A 15477-nucleotide genomic window follows, 5' to 3' on the forward strand; every position below is an offset into this window, starting at 1 on the left:
TTCTTGCCAGCAAAGCCCACCTGCGGTGGGCGTACTGGATTCCTGCCTGCGCAGGAATGACGAAATAGTGGGATGCGGGGCTCGGTTATCCAGCGCACGCCGTTGTTTGCCTTTTCCCTCGTCCACACACAAAACGCAACTTTGCGTCGTGAATCGGCAAGATGCCGCACCGCGCAATTTCTAGAATGACAGGGTGCGCAATTCGTGCGCATGCCGTTTTCTCAAATGGATGGCCCCCATGCTTCTGGTAAGACCTGGACGCCTCTCAGACCTGGATCAGCTTGAAGTGATGGCGCGTGCGGCCCGTCCGCTGCTTCACTCCCTGCCACCGGACCGTGCCGCGCTGGAAAAGCGTCTGGCGTTATCGCAAGACTCCTTTCGCGCCGATGTCGTCACCCCCGGTGAAGAGTTCTACCTCTTTGTGCTGGAAGAGACCGACACCGGCCGCCTGTATGGCACGGCCAGCATCGTGGCTTCGGCCGGGTACAGCGAGCCATTCTATGCCTTCAGGAACGACGCACTGATCCATGCTTCGCGTGAACTCAAGGTCAACCGCAAGGTGCACGCCCTGACCATTTCGCACCAGCTCACCGGCAAAAGCCGGCTGACGGGTTATTACATTGATCCGGCACTGGCCGGCACCACCACCACCCGGCTGTTGTCCCGCGCGCGCCTGTTGTTTGTGGCGCAGCACCGCGAGCGTTTTGCGCCGGATATCTTCACCGTCCTGCTGGGCGTCGCGGACGAGCAGGGCGACTCCCCATTCTGGGAAGCCGTGGGTCGCAAGTTCTTCCAGCGTGATTTTGCCGAGGTAGAGATCGCCTCCGGCGGGCGCAGTGCGACCTTCATTGCCGAAGTCATGCCGTCCTATCCGCTGTACGTGCCCCTGTTGCCCCCCGCCGCACAACGGGCGCTGGGCGAGCCGCATCCGCAAGCCGAACTGCCCTATGCCATCCATGTGGAAGAAGGATTCGAGCCGGATGGTTTTGTCGATATTTTTGATGCGGGCCCGGTGCTGACTGCCAACGTCGATATGTGTGAATCCGTGCGCCGCAGTGAACGCCATACCTTGTCAGGCAACGCGGCGGGCGAGGGCGGCACGCGCTGGTTGCTGGCCAATACCCTGTGTGAAGACTTCCGCTGCGCGGTCGTCGATCTGCCGGAAGAACTGACCGCCACGGTCGCCTTGCCGGACGGCACCGCACAACATCTGGAACTGGCCACGGGCGATGAATTTAGCTGCGTGCCGCTGCAAGGAGCGCGCGCATGATCGTCGTTCGTAGCGTACAAGCGCGTGATCTGGATGCGCTGTTTCACCTGGCCGGGCAAACCGGCGAAGGCATGACCAGTTTCAAGCCGGATCGCCCCGCACTGACTGCGCGCATTGAACGTATTCGGCGCACCATTGCCGGGGATGCACCGCCGGCAGAGCAGGGCTACCTCTTTGTCATGGAAGACACCACCAGCGGCCGGGTGGTGGGGGTATGCGGGCTGGAAGTCGCCGTGGGCCTGACCCAGCCGTTCTATAACTACCGCGTGGGCACGGTGGTGCACGCCAGCCGTGAGATGGACGTCTGGACACGCATGAGCCTGTTGTACATGTCGCACGATCTGACGGGGTACGCGGAACTGTGTTCGCTATTCCTGGAGCCGGCCGCACGCGTCAATGGCAATGGCGCGTTGTTGTCCAGATCCCGTTTCATGTTCCTGGCGCAGTTTCCCCAACGGTTTGGCGAGCGCATCTGCGCCGAGATGCGTGGCCATTTCAATGAGGCCGGCGAATCGCCTTTCTGGCGGGATGTCGGCGCGCACTTTTACCAGATTGGGTTTGATGACGCCGATTACCTCAGCGCGCATGGCAAGAAATCCTTCATGGCCGAACTGATGCCGCGCCTGCCGGTATACGTGGATTTGCTGCCGGCAGATGTGCAGGACTCCATCGGTAAAACCCATAAAGACACCGAGCCCGCCCGCGCGCTGCTGGAAGCGGAAGGACTGCGCTTTGAAAACCACGTCGACATTTTTGATGCCGGACCGGTGCTGGAAGCGCATATCGACAATCTGCGCGCCGTGCGTGAAAGCCGTCTGGTGAACGTGGTGGTGGATGAAACCGCGACCGGTGAGGGGGCAAAGTGGCTGGTGTCCAATACCAGCCTGGCGGATTTCCGCGTAGTGCTCTTGCCACGCGCGCCGCAAGACGACCAGTTACGACTGACGCCAGACGAAGCGGCGGCACTGAATATCAAAGCGGGTGAGCCGGTCCGTGTGCTCCCGCTCTACCCGAAAGAGAGGAAATGACATGACCGCAAGCAATGGATTGTTTCTGAACAACGCATGGGTAACGGCGCACGGCGCGGCATTTGCCTCGATCAACCCCGCCACCGGCGACACGGTGTGGCAAGGGCATGCCGCCAGCGCAGAAGATGTCAACGCGGCAGTCGAAGGCGCACGGCACGGTTTTGCAGGCTGGGCGCGGCGGCCGCTGGATTACCGCGTGGCCGTCGTGCGCCGCTTTGCCGAATTGCTGGCCGCCAACAAGGAAACGCTGGCGCACGCCATTGGCGAAGAAACCGGCAAACCCTTGTGGGAAGCGCGGACCGAAGTCCAGGCCATGATTGGCAAGGTCGAGATTTCCATCCAGGCTTATGCCGAGCGTACCGGTGAGAAACGCGGTGCCATGGCAGATGGCACGGCGGTCTTGCGCCACCGTCCGCATGGCGTCGTGGCGGTGTTCGGGCCGTACAACTTCCCCGGCCATTTGCCTAACGGCCATATCGTGCCAGCGCTGATCGCGGGCAACGCCGTAGTGTTCAAGCCCTCTGAACTGGCGCCGAAAGTTGCCGAATTGACGGTGGAGTTGTGGCAACAAGCCGGTATCCCCGGCGGCGTGCTCAACCTGGTGCAGGGCGAGCGTGCTACCGGTGAAGCGCTGGCCGGCCACAAAGGCATTGATGGTTTGTTCTTTACCGGTAGTTCCGCCACCGGCACATTGCTGCATCGCCAGTTTGGCGGCCGGCCAGAGATTGTGCTGGCGCTGGAAATGGGCGGTAACAACCCGCTGGTGGTCGCCCCCACCGCCCACCTGGATGCGGCCGTACATCACGCCATCCAGTCCGGCTTCTTGTCGGCAGGTCAACGCTGCACCTGCTCGCGCCGTATCTTTGTGCCAAACACCCCGTTTGGTGACCAGTTTGTCGCGCGCTTTGTCGAAGTCGCCAGCAAGATCAAGATCGGCCGGTTTGATGATGCAGAGCAACCTTTTATGGGCCCGGTCATTTCAAAGAAAGCAGCGGCTTATCTGGTGGCGGCACAGGCGCATCTTGTCAGCATGGGGGCAAGGGCTTTGCTGCCGCTGCGCCAGCCTGACCAGCATCTGGGTTTTGTGACGCCCGGTATTCTGGACGTGACCGCAGTCGCCAGCCTGCCCGATGAAGAATACTTTGGCCCGTTGGTACAACTGATCCGCTACGAGCAGTTTGCCGATGCCATCGCCGGAGCCAATCACACGGCGTATGGCCTCTCTGCCGGTTTGCTGGCCGATGACCCGGCGCTGTGGGAAGAATTCAACATCGGCATTCGGGCCGGTGTGGTGAATTGGAACCGCCCAACCAATGGCGCGTCTTCCGGTGCACCCTTTGGCGGCGTGGGACGCTCTGGCAACCACCGCCCCAGCGCGTACTACGCTGCAGACTACACCGCCTGGCCGATGGCCTCGGTAGAGTCTGAAACCTTGACCTTGCCGGCTAACCTCTCGCCGGGGCTTGATTTTGGTGGGTGAGGGATCGGGTTTTGAATTGCGGGGTTGTTGTTGGCGTTGCTGTTGTTTTTGACGTTCTCCCCATCAAAGCCCAGCACCGAAAGAGCGGAGGGAGACCTTGGGCTCCCGACCGACTGAGGGCAGCCCGGGTATCAAATGTCTTGCAAACCTGCGCCGGAAGGCGCTAACAAAATTCAAGCTTGAGGCACGATTGCAATGAGCGCACGCGAAGCAAACTTTGACGGCCTGGTCGGCCTGACCCACAACTACGCCGGTTTGTCGTTCGGCAACGTGGCTTCACAAAATAACGCCGCAAGCGTGGCCAACCCGCGTGCGGCGGCCAAACAAGGCCTGCGCAAAATGAAAGCGCTGGCCGATATGGGCTTCTTGCAAGGCGTGCTGGCCCCGCAAGAGCGGCCATCCATGCGCTTTTTGCGCTCTCAGGGTTTTCACGGTAGCGATCATGAAATGATCCTGCGCGCGGCCAAAGAAGCGCCGGCCATTCTGGCCGCGGCCAGTTCAGCCTCGTCCATGTGGGTCGCCAATGCGGCGACGGTAAGCCCATCGGCCGATACCCCGGACGGTCGTGTGCATTTCACGCCGGCCAGCCTCTCCAGCAAACTGCATCGCGCCATTGAAGCGCCAACCACCACCCGCGTATTGCAGGCGGTGTTCCGTTCTGATCAGCACTTTGCGTTCCACCCACCGCTATTGGGCACGCCGGCCCTGGGCGATGAGGGCGCAGCCAACCACACCCGCTTTTGCGCCGATTACGGCCAGCGCGGTGTGGAGTTCTTTGTCTATGGTCGCAGCGAATACGCCGGTGGCCCGGCCCCGGTCAAATACCCGGCCCGCCAGACGCTGGAAGCCAGCGCAGCCATTGCCCGCGTACACGGACTGGCTGCTGACACCGTGGTGCTGGCACAGCAGCATCCGGACGTCATTGACGCCGGTGTGTTTCACAATGATGTGATTGCCGTGGGCAACCGCGACATCTTGTTCTGCCATGAGCACGCTTTCCTGGACCAGCCTGGCGTGCTGGCCGAGATTCGCCGCAAGCTCTCACCACTGGGTGCTGAGCTGAAAGTGATTGAGGTGCCGGCCAGTGCCGTGTCGGTGCGGGATGCGGTGACGTCTTATCTGTTCAACAGCCAGTTGTTGACCCGCCCTGATGGCAAAACCGTGCTGGTGGTGCCGCAAGAATGTCGCGACAACCCGCATGTGTCGGCGTATCTGGACCAGTTGATGGCCAGTCGGGGCCCGATTGATGACGTGCTGGTGTTTGAACTGCGCGAAAGCATGCGCAACGGCGGTGGTCCCGCCTGCCTGCGTCTGCGGGTGGTATTGAACGAGGCCGAACAGGCAGCGGTGAACCCGCAGGTCTGGATCAACGACCAGAGTTTTACCTTGCTGGACGACTGGATCGGTCGCCACTATCGGGACCGTCTGGTGGATAGCGATCTGGCAGACCCCAAACTGCTGGATGAATGCCGCACTGCGCTGGATGAACTGACACGCATCCTGAATCTGGGATCGGTGTATGACTTTCAGCAAGCAGGAGCGTAACCGTGCTTGATGACTTCCTGCATTTCACCCTGCGGAACGAAACCCCGGAACAAGCCGCCGGCGCAGCGCCTTCTGGCGTACGTTGGCGCTGGCTGGGGCAGGGCATGCTGGAACTGACGCCGCCGCATCAGGTGGACGCCCATATGGTGTTGTCTGCCGGCGTGCACGGCGATGAAACCGCACCCATTGAAATCCTGCGTGATCTGGTCACCGACATCGCCAACGGCACCTTGCCCCTGGCCGTGCGGGTGCTGGTGCTGTTTGGTAATGCACCCGCCATGAGCGCGGGTAAACGTTATCTGGACGACGATCTGAATCGTTTGTTCAGTGGTGCCCACCGCGAACTGCCACAAAGCGCCGAATCCCCGCGTGCTGCGGCGCTGGAGCACGCCGTTGCCGCTTTCTTTGATGAGGCCGCTGGCGCGCGCTGGCATCTGGATTTGCACACCGCCATTCGCCCCTCGGTATTCGAGCGCTTTGCGCTGCTGCCGCATCGGGATGCTGCCTATGGTGAGGCGGTCTTTGAATGGTTGGCGGCGCTGGATATCTCCGCCGTGCTCAACCATCGCGAGCGCTCCAATACCTTTACTTATTTCAGCAGCAGCCAGCACAACGCACTGGCAGCGACGCTGGAGCTGGGCAAAGTGATGCCCTTTGGCATGAATGATCTGACCCGCTTTACCAAAGTGGCAGATGGCTTGCGGCTGATGCTGGCAGCCAGCCCATTGCCCGCCACAGGTGCAAAGCCACGGATTTTTGATGTGGTGGGGCAACTGGACAAGCACAGCGAACGGTTTGTGTTGGTTGTCGGGTCGCAAATGGCCAACTTTACCGCTTACCCCAAGGGCACTTTGATTGCCTCGGACGGGGATTATCAGTATGCGGTGACCCATGAAGAAGAGCGGATTGTGTTTCCGAATCCGAAGGTGAAGGTGGGGTTGCGGGCGGGGTTGATGGTGGTGGAGCGGGGGTAACAACACCGGGCCATCCCGCGTTCGTCGTGGATTTTACGGTGGGGCTGTTGTTTTTTTGCTGGATTAGTAACTCATAATATTTATGGTTTGACTGTCATTTAGCTGACATATAGTGTTGCTCGCAATTTTTTGCGACAACATCTGACTGGTGCGAAATTGGCAGAGCGTTTTGAACGTACTAACGGACGGGGATGGGTTCACACTGGCTGGCGCAATCGCGGCATGCTTGTCATCGCCTTGCTGGCATTCTGCACAAGCCCGGTTTTTGCGGCTCAGGTCTATCAATGTACCAGGGCCGGCAATGTGGTTTTCCAGGATCATCCTTGCGACGATGGCAGCACATCGCAGCTACATGAGTACTCTTCGCCGTCACCGGCGCAACCATCCGCGGCACAACAACGCTGGCGCGGGATGACACCCATCCCCCGGCCGGTGATTACACCGCCACCGACACTTGCATCGGTGCTTGCCCATCAACGCGCGAACCTGCGCCCGACCGCACCCAACCCATCGGACATCATTTCCAATCCGGCACCCGTTGCTGTTACCGGGGATACTCTGGTTGTATCTCATGCCCAGCCTCCGTCCGGGTTACCTCAGCCGCCCATTGCACCTGAGCAGGTCAAGGGTGCAAAAATCGTAATGGTGTCCGGTTATGACTCTGAGCGGCCCGATCCAGCGTGTACCAGCGGTTGTGCTTTACCCAAGCCTGGCACTGCGGCTGCGCAAAACATCACTTCACAGAAGCCAGTCGAAGTAACGTTATCCTTCCCAGGGCAAAAAGTGTTGCTGCTGATTAACAGCCATACGCTTGTCCCCTGGAGCATTAAACTGGTGGGGAATACGCAGCTGGTCGGGATATTGCAGGGTTATCGCGCGTTGAATGACAAACCCTCACCTGTGTCGGCACCGGTCAAGCCTGTGCCGATGTCCATGGCCTATACCTCTGAGGTGGGCAATGCCGGGTTTGTCAGCACCTTGCAGATGCTTTCCTGGTGGTATGGCGTACAGAAAATGGATGCTTTTTATGGCAGTTATCGCTTACCTGCCAGCGTGGTCATTGATCATGTGAGCGATGATCCCGCACTGGCCTTGGGGCTACGGGTTTCCAGACTGGCCGGAGTTGATGCCGGCAAGCTGGCGTTCAAGTTGCCATTAGAGCGTGGCGGCTACCAGAGCTGGACTGCGGCAGGGCCGGCGAATGGGCAAGCTTCAGGCTACACGCTCAATGATCTGACGGTAGATAACGCTGAAGTGGGTGTCAGCTATGTCATGGAACGCTATCACCCGGAATACGTGATTGCCGTTGATAAAAAGACCGGCCAGAAAAAGCAGTTTGCAGCCACGGCAACGCTGCCCAACTTTGCATTCCCGTCTGCCATGGCGCTGGATACCCGCCATCACATTCTCTCGCTTGTCACTACGCGTGGGTTTATCTATCGCTACGACCTGAAACACGAGCGCTGGATTGACTCTCAATTGATGAAAAACGTTGGTATCGTCAGCTTCGCCTATGACGAGGCACATGACCGTTACGTGGCGCTTAACCGCTATGGGATGCTGCTGTTTATCTCCAGTGAAGGGAAAGTTCTGGTCAGCATGCCGCTGCTCAAACAGCTGCCAGGCTCCGGCCTTTTATACGGGGATGATGATGGACGCATGCAAGCACCCATGATCATTCCAAGGGAAAACGGCGCTGTGCTGGTGGGCTATGCGGGCGATACGGTCAAACTGGTCTGGTATCTGGATTACGTCCAGAACCAGACCCGGCTCACTTACAGCAGTTATTGAACCAGTCGTTGGGCCTGTTCGACAGGGAAACCGTCAGCATACGGATTAGCCACTATGATGAGGGCTGTTACTCTCAGCCAAAGGCCCCATCATGTGGACCCACGAAGAATCCATTACCACCACCGCCAGCCCGGCGCGGGTGTGGCAGTTGTTCACCGATGTTCACGGCTGGAAGAACTGGAACGCAGGGATTGATTACATCCAGCTCAACGGCCCGTTTGCCGTTGGCACCACGTTTTCCATGCAACCGCCGGGGCAGGAGGGGTTTGTCAGCACGCTGACCCAGGTGACCGCGTTGTCGGGTTTTACGGATGAAACCGTGATTGATGGCACCAAGGTCATCGTCGATCACCGCATCACGCCCTTGTCCGACAACCTCACCCGCATTACCTACAGCACCACCATCACCGGCCCGCAGGCCGATGAATTCGGGCCGATGGTGACCGGGGACTTTGCCGAAGTGCTGGCGGCGTTGAAAAACCTGGCGGAGCGGGGGTGAGGGTATGCATACCACGCTGGTGATCGCTGCCGGCCTGGTGTTGCTAGGCCTGGCACTACTGGCCGGCCACTGGCTCGGCGCGACGGTGCCGCTGGTTTGCCAGGTATTCATTGGCATCTGGCTCGTGGCCTCGCTCATCAATATGTGGTTTGGCGTCCACCGCGCCGGCTACTCCGCACTGGAAGAACTGCCCATCCTGCTGCTAGTCTTCGGCGCCCCTGCGATTCTTGCGGTGTGGGTTTGGTCCAAGGCCTGAGGGGCCAGCGTGCCACAACTACGTAAAATGAACCAGGTCCACCACCCCGGATTCCCGCCTTCGCGGGAATGACGAGTCAGCGGCGAGGCCAGTAGCCCATATACGCAACCATCACCATGGTGGATTGTCGCTCCCGCTCCGAATCCACCTCCGTTCCCCGCAACAATACATAACCAGGCCAGTCACCCCGAATTCCCGCCTGCGGCTCCATCCGGGCTACGAAGTGGCCCGCAGGGCCCAATGTCCCACCCACCAACCCCAATTTCCCCTTCCACACCAGTTCCTTAAGCCCCGCACGGCCCCCCCAAATTAAACTTCCGCACATTCAGTCGACCCCCATGCAGTTTGCATAATCCGGGTCGCTGACAGGCACCTCACACGTGTCGGGTCAGTCGCCAGCCATGCTGGCGTTTGACCCACTCTTGTTGCTGCAGGTGCCGCGATGTCCTTTCCCCCTTTGTCCAGAATCTGGACCTTTGTTCTCGTGTTTGGCGCGCTGGTGTTGTTCAGCATGCTGGTGCGCGATCCCGTCACGCACTCCACCCTGATCTGGCCCGCCGGCGGTGTATTGCTGGGTACGCTCATGCTGGCGCCGCGCCGCGAATGGCTGGTGTATTGCGTGGTCGCTGGCTGGTTGCATTTTGGTGCAGGGCTGTTCATTCACCGGCCCGTGGCCGTGTCGGCGCTGTATGTGCTGTTTAACCTCGGCACCATGTTGTCGATTGCGGCGCTGTGGCGCTGGCGCAAGCCGGGCCGGACCATGCTGACCGAGCCCGTTGCCCTGTGCTGGTTTGTCGGGCTGGTGCTGGCGGGCAGCCTGCTGGGGGCGCTGGCCGGCTCGGAAGGCCTCAAGGTGCTGGGTTTTGCACCGCTGAAGGCGGGCGTCGATGTGCTGGCGATTTCAACCGCCGTCGGTGCGTTGGTGGGGGCGCCGCTGGTGCTGGCCTGGGCCGGTTTTGGCGCACGGCGCTCGGCCGGGCGGCAGAGCGCGACCGGCGCGGTGTGGTTTGCCCTGTTGCTGGTGAGTGCGGCTGTTGCGTTCGACAACGGCACCATTGAAGCCCTGTTTGGCGCGGGCACGTTTGAGCTCTCTTACCTGCCGCTGGTGTTCATGGTGCTGGTGGCGCTGTCCTGGCAGCAACGGGGCATGGCGGCGGCGTTGCTGGCGCTCTCTGTCATTGCCTGTGTCAACACGGCGCAGGGCGACGGCCCGTTTGCCCACGCTGGCAATCTGCTGGGCGATCCGCTCTTGCAAGTCCAGGTCTATCTGGCGGTGGCGGCATTGCTGGGCTTGTTGATGTCGGCGATCAACGCCGCCCGTGAAGCGGCCCTGGCGGATGCGCTGGCCTGGAAAGTGCGGGCCGACGGCATGTTGCTGGGCACCCAGCAGCTGATGTACGAGGTCGATCCGGCCACCGGCAACATCATCTGGGCCGGCCCCATGCCCGCCTTGATGGGCCTGACCGCGCCGCAACTGCCGCATCTGGATGACTTTTTTGCCCGCATCCATCCGCAAGACCGCAGCCGCGTGACGGATTACGCTGCCTTGCGGGAAGCCGGCGGGGTGGCGGCCTTTACCCAGACCTTCCGTTTCAAAACCGGCAACGGGCAGTGGGTCACGCTGGAAGACACCGGCGCACCCGTTGTGGATTTTGACGACAGCATATACCGCGTCAGCGGGCTGCTGCGCCTTGCCGCCACCGCCAACCAGGGGGTGTACTGAGATGAGCCAGCAACGCATTGGCGTGCTGCTGGTTCATGGTCTGGGTGGCACGCAATATGACTTGGGGTCCCTGCATAAAACGCTGCAAAAAGCAGGGGTGGATACCCATGGCATCACCTTGCCAGGGCACGGCGGGCAACCGCAAGACCTGATTGGCGTGATGATGGAGGATTGGCTGGAAACCGTAGAAAAACAGTACCTTGCGCTTGCACCACAGTATGACGTGCTGCACATCATGGGCATGTGTCTGGGTTCGCTGATTGCGGTAGAAGTGGCCAAACGGGTGCGACATGCCAAGGGGCGGCTGATTGCGCTGGCACCGCCGGTCTTTCTGGATGGCTGGGCAACGCCGTGGTATCGGGGGGTGCGTCACCTGCTGTACCGCCTTCCAGGTGTGGCGCAGCGCATGAAAGTGGCGGAAGAAGAACCATTTGGCATCAAAAGTGATCTGGTGCGCGCCATCGTTAAAGCCAGGTTTGCACGCGGTGACGATTTTCATTACCCGTGGGTGCCGCTGTCTTGCGTGGAACAGGTGGACCGCCTGCGCGCGCAAGTGCGGCAGGATCTGGATCGCATCCAGTGCCCGACACTGATTGTCCACGCCGCTGAGGACGAACTGACCAGCCCGCGCTCGGCCCGTTTTCTGGCGGAGCGTATTGGTCACGACCGCACGCGGGTGGTGATTGTGGAGGATAGCTATCACATGATTTGCGTCGACAATGACCGGGATCAAGTTGCGGTCGAAGTCTTGCGTCACCTGCAACTGGATACAGGCGTGGTCAAGGTGCGTGAGCGTAAACCCGGCACGCGGGCGGCGGGGCGGTTGCGCCAGGCCAACGGCCGAACAGCAGAAAACGCGCTCGTGTGAATTTTTACACGAGGCTTGCGCAATACGCCGCAGCCCCCGGTATGCCTAACGCATAGGCCGACTCCCACAATGTCTTGGGAATGTCATCGTTTGCATCTGCAAGTAACCAGATGTTATAAACAAGGCCCTTGTCACACGGGGCTTACCCGCAAGCCCCTGCGGCTGGTGTCATCACCACCGCACCCATAGCGCACTTGAGAGTGCGTTTCTTGCCCGGAAATCAACACCAACACCGGGTTCTAACCAGACAGCTCCGGTTGTCGCGATCGTTCGCCGCGGTGGGTAAAACCCTGCTGATTGTGATGTGTGCGTTTGCCATACCCACGTATGGCCGCACGCATTGTCGGCACCGGCTTTGCCGGGGTTTCCCAGCGGCTTGTGCGCATGGTGGGGACGCTTTTTGTCCCGCTGGCGCAAGAGGAGACGCAGATGCAAAAAAATGCGTGGTTCAAACGCATGACCCTGGGTCTGGTAGCTGGCTTTGCTGTACTGGCCGCACTGGTCTGGGTGATTGGTCCGGACCAGATTGCCCCCTACCACGAAGACCTGGTTTACCTGGGGCAGCGCCATCTTTATCTGGTTGGCGTATCCATGGCGCTGGCCTTGCTGGTTGGCGTGCCCAGTGGCGTGCTGTTAAGCCGCCCGTTTGCCCGACGCTGGGCCGAATCGGGCATGCAGTTGTTCAACATCGGCAATACCTTGCCCCCCATGGCCGTGCTGGCGCTGGCGATGGTGGTGGTGGGGATTGGCGACAAGCCGGCCATTGTGGCGCTGTTTCTGGCCTCGTTGTTGCCGATTGTGCGCAACACCTACGCCGGCCTGGTTGGCTTGCAGCCGGCCTTGCTGGAGGCCGCCAATGCGCTGGGCATGACCCCGCGGCAAAAGCTGTTCCGGGTGGAGTTGCCCAATGCGCTGCCGGTGATGCTCTCGGGTATTCGTATTGCATTGGCGATCAACGTCGGCACGGCGCCGCTGGCTTTTTTGATTGGCGCCAGCAGCTACGGCGAGTTGATCTTTCCGGGTATTTACCTGAACAACCAGATCGCCCTGGTGCTGGGTGCCCTCGCCACCGCACTGATTGCGCTGGTGCTTGATCTGACCCTTGCCGGTATTGGCAAGCTGGTCACACCGCGTGGCGTGGCATAAGCCCCGCAAGGAGAAAACATGAAAGTTTCTATCAAGGCGCTGTACCGCCGCGCGCTGGCTGCATTATTGCTGCTCTGTGCCGTGCCGGCGCTGGCCGCCGGTACGATCAACCTGGGCAGCAAGAACTTTACCGAACAGCACGTGCTGGCCGAACTGACCGCGCAGTACCTGACGGCCAAAGGCTATACGGTGAACCAGACGACTGACCTGGCGACGATCATTCAGCGCAATGCGCTGGAGAACAAGCAGCTGGATATGGTTTGGGATTACACCGGCACCGCGCTGATCATCTACAACCACATCGACCAGCGCATGAGCGATGAAGAGGCATACCAGACCGTCAAGGACATTGACGCCAAAAAGGGTCTGGTCTGGCTGAAGCCCGCGCCGCTGAACAACACCTATGCGCTGGCCATGAAACGCAGCGTGGCTGAGGCGGAAGGCATCAAGACGGTGTCTGACCTCGTCGCCGCCATGAAGCGTGCGCAGGACGATCCCAAGACCAAACCCTGGCAACTGGGTTTTGATATGGAATTCGCCGGTCGCCCGGATGGCCTCAAGCCCATGCAAGCCATGTATCAGCTGGAACTGGCCCGTCCGCAAATCCGCCAGATGGACCCGGGCCTGGTCTACAACGCCATCCGCGACGGTTTTGTGCAGGCTGGTCTGGTGTACACCACGGATGGCCGGGTGAAGGGGTTTGACCTCCTGGTGCTGGAAGACGATCTGCATTACTTCCCCAGCTACGCCGCTACCCCGGTGATCCGTCAGGAAGTGCTGGATCAGAACCCGGGCCTGGCCGACGACATGAACACGCTGGCCGCACTGCTGGATAACGACACCATCGCGACGCTCAATGCGCAGGTGGATATCGATCACCGCAACGTCAGCGACGTGGCCGCCACGTTCCTGCGTGACCACCAGCTCATTCCTTAAGGAGGGCGCATGGATACCATCAATGACACCTTCCTGTATGTGATTCACAACCTGCCCTTCATCCTGGGCCTGACTGCGCAGCATTTGCGGCTGGTGGGCATTGCCGTGGCGCTGGCCGTGGTGATTGGCGTGCCCCTGGGCATTGTGATCGTGCGTTTCAAATGGCTGGCAGGCGTGGTGTTGAGTCTGGCCACCATCGTACTGACCATTCCGGCGATTGCGCTGTTTGGTTTGATGATCCCGCTGTTCTCCATGATCGGGCAGGGGATCGGCGCGGTGCCGGCCATTACCGCCGCGTTTCTCTACTCTTTGCTGCCCATTGTGCGCAACACGCATACCGCGCTGACCCAACTGGATGCGGGCGTGCGTGAAGCCGGGCGCGGTATCGGGCTGACGTTCTGGCAGCGCCTCAAATGGGTGGAACTGCCGTTGGCCGTACCCTTGGTATTTGGCGGTATCCGTACCGCCGTGGTGCTGAATATCGGCGTGATGGCGATTGCCGCCATTGTCGGCGCTGGTGGTCTGGGCACCCTGATTTTGCATGGCATCAGCCAGAGCGATATTCGCAAGCTGATTGCCGGCGCCGTCATCGTAAGCGTCCTGGCCGTCGTCATGGACCAGGTGCTGCTGCGACTGCAGCGTGTGTTAACCCCTAAAGGAATCCGCTGATGATCGAACTCAAAAACCTGTGCAAGACCTTTACCCAGAAAAATGGCCAGCCATTCAAGGCCGTGGATAACGTCAACCTCACGGTGGCTGAAGGCGAAATCTGCGTGCTGCTGGGGCCTTCCGGTTGTGGCAAGACCACCACCATGAAAATGATCAACCGGTTGATTGACCCCTCATCCGGCCAGGTGCTGATCAATGGTGAAGATACCGCCGGCATCGATACGGTGACACTGCGCCGGAATATTGGTTATGTGATCCAGCAGATTGGCCTGTTCCCCAATATGACCATTGAAGACAACATCATGGTCGTGCCGCGCATGCTGGGCTGGGACAAAAAGAAATGCCGTGAACGTGCCCGTGAACTGATGGGCATGGTGGCGCTGGACCCGGACCGCTTCCTGAGCCGCTACCCGCGTGAAATGTCGGGTGGTCAGCAGCAACGCATCGGGGTGATCCGGGCGTTGGCGGCAGACGCACCGGTTTTGCTGATGGATGAACCCTTCGGCGCGGTTGATCCGATCAACCGGGAGCAAATCCAGAACGAATTCCAGCAAATGCAGCGGCAACTGGGCAAGACCGTGATGCTGGTCAGTCATGATATTGATGAAGCCATCAAGCTGGGCGACCGCATTGCCGTGTTCCGCCAGGGCAAACTGGTGCAAGTTGATACGGCCGATGCCTTGCTGGCCCAGCCGGCTGATGACTTTGTGGCGTCTTTCCTCGGCCATGACCGTACCCTCAAGCGCCTGTTGCTGGTGCAAGCGGGCGAAGTGGCCGACATGCAAGAGACACTGACCGCCACGCTGGATACCCCGCTGAACAACGCCTTCACCGTGATGGACGATGCCGACTTGCGCCACCTGACCGTGGTGGATGAGACCGGCAAACCCCTGGGTTATGTGCGCCGCAAAGATGTGCGCGGGGCGAGCGGGGTATGTGCAGACAAACTGCAACCCATCAGCATTGCCTCCGCCGAAAACGAAAACCTGCGGGTGGTGCTGTCCAAATTGTACGAACACAACCTGACCTGGATGCCGGTGATCGACGCGAACGGCCGCTACAGCGGTGAGGTATCGCAAGACTACATTGCCAGTTATCTGAACTCTGGCCGGACCCACCGCAGCGCGCTGGCGGCTTGATCCTGTTGTTCAAACAAGGCCACGTCGTCGCCCGGATGAAGGCACGCCCCCGCTGTAACTGCCATTTGGTACATCAGGTGGCTTTGTGGGGGTACCCGCCAAGGGGCGCGGCTTCATCCGGGCTACCGTGTTGGTGGCGGTCTACATGAAAAA

General features: G+C 60.2%; 14 protein-coding genes. All 14 read left to right on the plus strand.

Annotation, left to right across the window (positions count from 1 at the left end; translation table 11 throughout):
* Positions 1–238: 238 nt before the first annotated feature.
* The 14 genes from astA (HNQ50_RS00245) (at position 239) to HNQ50_RS00310 (ending at position 15324) form a co-directional block, all read left to right on the plus strand.
* Entirely contained in the window at positions 239–1270 is a 1032-nt protein-coding gene (astA, locus tag HNQ50_RS00245; protein ID WP_184096368.1) for an arginine N-succinyltransferase, read from the plus strand.
* Positions 1267–2298, plus strand: coding sequence for an arginine N-succinyltransferase (astA, locus tag HNQ50_RS00250; RefSeq protein ID WP_184096370.1), 1032 nt, complete (start codon positions 1267–1269; stop codon positions 2296–2298). Before astA (HNQ50_RS00245) ends, astA (HNQ50_RS00250) begins: the two co-directional genes overlap by 4 nt.
* A gap of 1 nt (position 2299) precedes the next feature.
* On the plus strand, positions 2300–3778 hold the full coding sequence (gene astD / locus HNQ50_RS00255; RefSeq protein ID WP_184096372.1) for a succinylglutamate-semialdehyde dehydrogenase: 1479 nt from the start codon (positions 2300–2302) through the stop codon (positions 3776–3778).
* A 195-nt stretch (positions 3779–3973) separates the two neighbouring features.
* Positions 3974–5323: an N-succinylarginine dihydrolase gene (astB, locus tag HNQ50_RS00260; RefSeq protein ID WP_184096374.1), complete on the plus strand. Its 1350-nt coding sequence runs from the start codon at positions 3974–3976 to the stop codon at positions 5321–5323.
* Positions 5324–5325: 2 nt separating this feature from the next.
* The gene (gene astE / locus HNQ50_RS00265; protein WP_184096376.1) at positions 5326–6297 is read left to right on the plus strand and encodes a succinylglutamate desuccinylase; all 972 of its coding nucleotides are present in this window, start codon (positions 5326–5328) and stop codon (positions 6295–6297) included.
* A 156-nt stretch (positions 6298–6453) separates the two neighbouring features.
* The gene (locus HNQ50_RS00270; protein ID WP_184096378.1) at positions 6454–8088 is read left to right on the plus strand and encodes a DUF4124 domain-containing protein; all 1635 of its coding nucleotides are present in this window, start codon (positions 6454–6456) and stop codon (positions 8086–8088) included.
* A gap of 91 nt (positions 8089–8179) precedes the next feature.
* Positions 8180–8587: an SRPBCC family protein gene (locus HNQ50_RS00275; protein WP_184096380.1), complete on the plus strand. Its 408-nt coding sequence runs from the start codon at positions 8180–8182 to the stop codon at positions 8585–8587.
* A gap of 4 nt (positions 8588–8591) precedes the next feature.
* Positions 8592–8843: a hypothetical protein gene (locus HNQ50_RS00280; RefSeq protein WP_184096382.1), complete on the plus strand. Its 252-nt coding sequence runs from the start codon at positions 8592–8594 to the stop codon at positions 8841–8843.
* A 442-nt stretch (positions 8844–9285) separates the two neighbouring features.
* Positions 9286–10566, plus strand: coding sequence for an MASE1 domain-containing protein (locus HNQ50_RS00285; protein ID WP_184096384.1), 1281 nt, complete (start codon positions 9286–9288; stop codon positions 10564–10566).
* Between the two features lies 1 nt (position 10567).
* On the plus strand, positions 10568–11434 hold the full coding sequence (locus tag HNQ50_RS00290) for an alpha/beta hydrolase (protein ID WP_184096386.1): 867 nt from the start codon (positions 10568–10570) through the stop codon (positions 11432–11434).
* 429 nt (positions 11435–11863) lie between these two features.
* Complete coding sequence (locus tag HNQ50_RS00295; RefSeq protein ID WP_184096388.1) at positions 11864–12580, plus strand: ABC transporter permease; 717 nt, start codon at positions 11864–11866, stop codon at positions 12578–12580.
* Positions 12581–12598: 18 nt separating this feature from the next.
* Positions 12599–13516, plus strand: a complete 918-nt coding sequence (locus HNQ50_RS00300; RefSeq protein ID WP_184096390.1) for a glycine betaine ABC transporter substrate-binding protein — start codon at positions 12599–12601, stop codon at positions 13514–13516.
* A 9-nt stretch (positions 13517–13525) separates the two neighbouring features.
* On the plus strand, positions 13526–14185 hold the full coding sequence (locus tag HNQ50_RS00305) for an ABC transporter permease (RefSeq protein WP_184096392.1): 660 nt from the start codon (positions 13526–13528) through the stop codon (positions 14183–14185).
* Complete coding sequence (locus tag HNQ50_RS00310; protein WP_184096394.1) at positions 14185–15324, plus strand: osmoprotectant ABC transporter ATP-binding protein OsmV; 1140 nt, start codon at positions 14185–14187, stop codon at positions 15322–15324. Before HNQ50_RS00305 ends, HNQ50_RS00310 begins: the two co-directional genes overlap by 1 nt.
* The last annotated feature ends 153 nt before the right edge of the window (positions 15325–15477 follow it).

The sequence above is a fragment of the Silvimonas terrae genome (assembly GCF_014202765.1).
In the GTDB taxonomy this organism is placed as follows: domain Bacteria; phylum Pseudomonadota; class Gammaproteobacteria; order Burkholderiales; family Chitinibacteraceae; genus Silvimonas; species Silvimonas terrae.

What these genes read in the sequence shown, in the direction of transcription:
- HNQ50_RS00285 (WP_184096384.1), top strand. Translation starts at nt 9,286, where the DNA reads ATGTCCTTTCCCCCTTTGTCCAGAATCTGGACCTTTGTTCTCGTGTTT.
- HNQ50_RS00305 (WP_184096392.1), top strand. Translation starts at nt 13,526, where the DNA reads ATGGATACCATCAATGACACCTTCCTGTATGTGATTCACAACCTGCCC.
- HNQ50_RS00300 (WP_184096390.1), top strand. Translation starts at nt 12,599, where the DNA reads ATGAAAGTTTCTATCAAGGCGCTGTACCGCCGCGCGCTGGCTGCATTA.
- astB (WP_184096374.1), top strand. Translation starts at nt 3,974, where the DNA reads ATGAGCGCACGCGAAGCAAACTTTGACGGCCTGGTCGGCCTGACCCAC.
- HNQ50_RS00290 (WP_184096386.1), top strand. Translation starts at nt 10,568, where the DNA reads ATGAGCCAGCAACGCATTGGCGTGCTGCTGGTTCATGGTCTGGGTGGC.
- astA (WP_184096370.1), top strand. Translation starts at nt 1,267, where the DNA reads ATGATCGTCGTTCGTAGCGTACAAGCGCGTGATCTGGATGCGCTGTTT.
- astD (WP_184096372.1), top strand. Translation starts at nt 2,300, where the DNA reads ATGACCGCAAGCAATGGATTGTTTCTGAACAACGCATGGGTAACGGCG.
- HNQ50_RS00275 (WP_184096380.1), top strand. Translation starts at nt 8,180, where the DNA reads ATGTGGACCCACGAAGAATCCATTACCACCACCGCCAGCCCGGCGCGG.
- HNQ50_RS00295 (WP_184096388.1), top strand. Translation starts at nt 11,864, where the DNA reads ATGCAAAAAAATGCGTGGTTCAAACGCATGACCCTGGGTCTGGTAGCT.
- HNQ50_RS00280 (WP_184096382.1), top strand. Translation starts at nt 8,592, where the DNA reads ATGCATACCACGCTGGTGATCGCTGCCGGCCTGGTGTTGCTAGGCCTG.
- HNQ50_RS00310 (WP_184096394.1), top strand. Translation starts at nt 14,185, where the DNA reads ATGATCGAACTCAAAAACCTGTGCAAGACCTTTACCCAGAAAAATGGC.
- astA (WP_184096368.1), top strand. Translation starts at nt 239, where the DNA reads ATGCTTCTGGTAAGACCTGGACGCCTCTCAGACCTGGATCAGCTTGAA.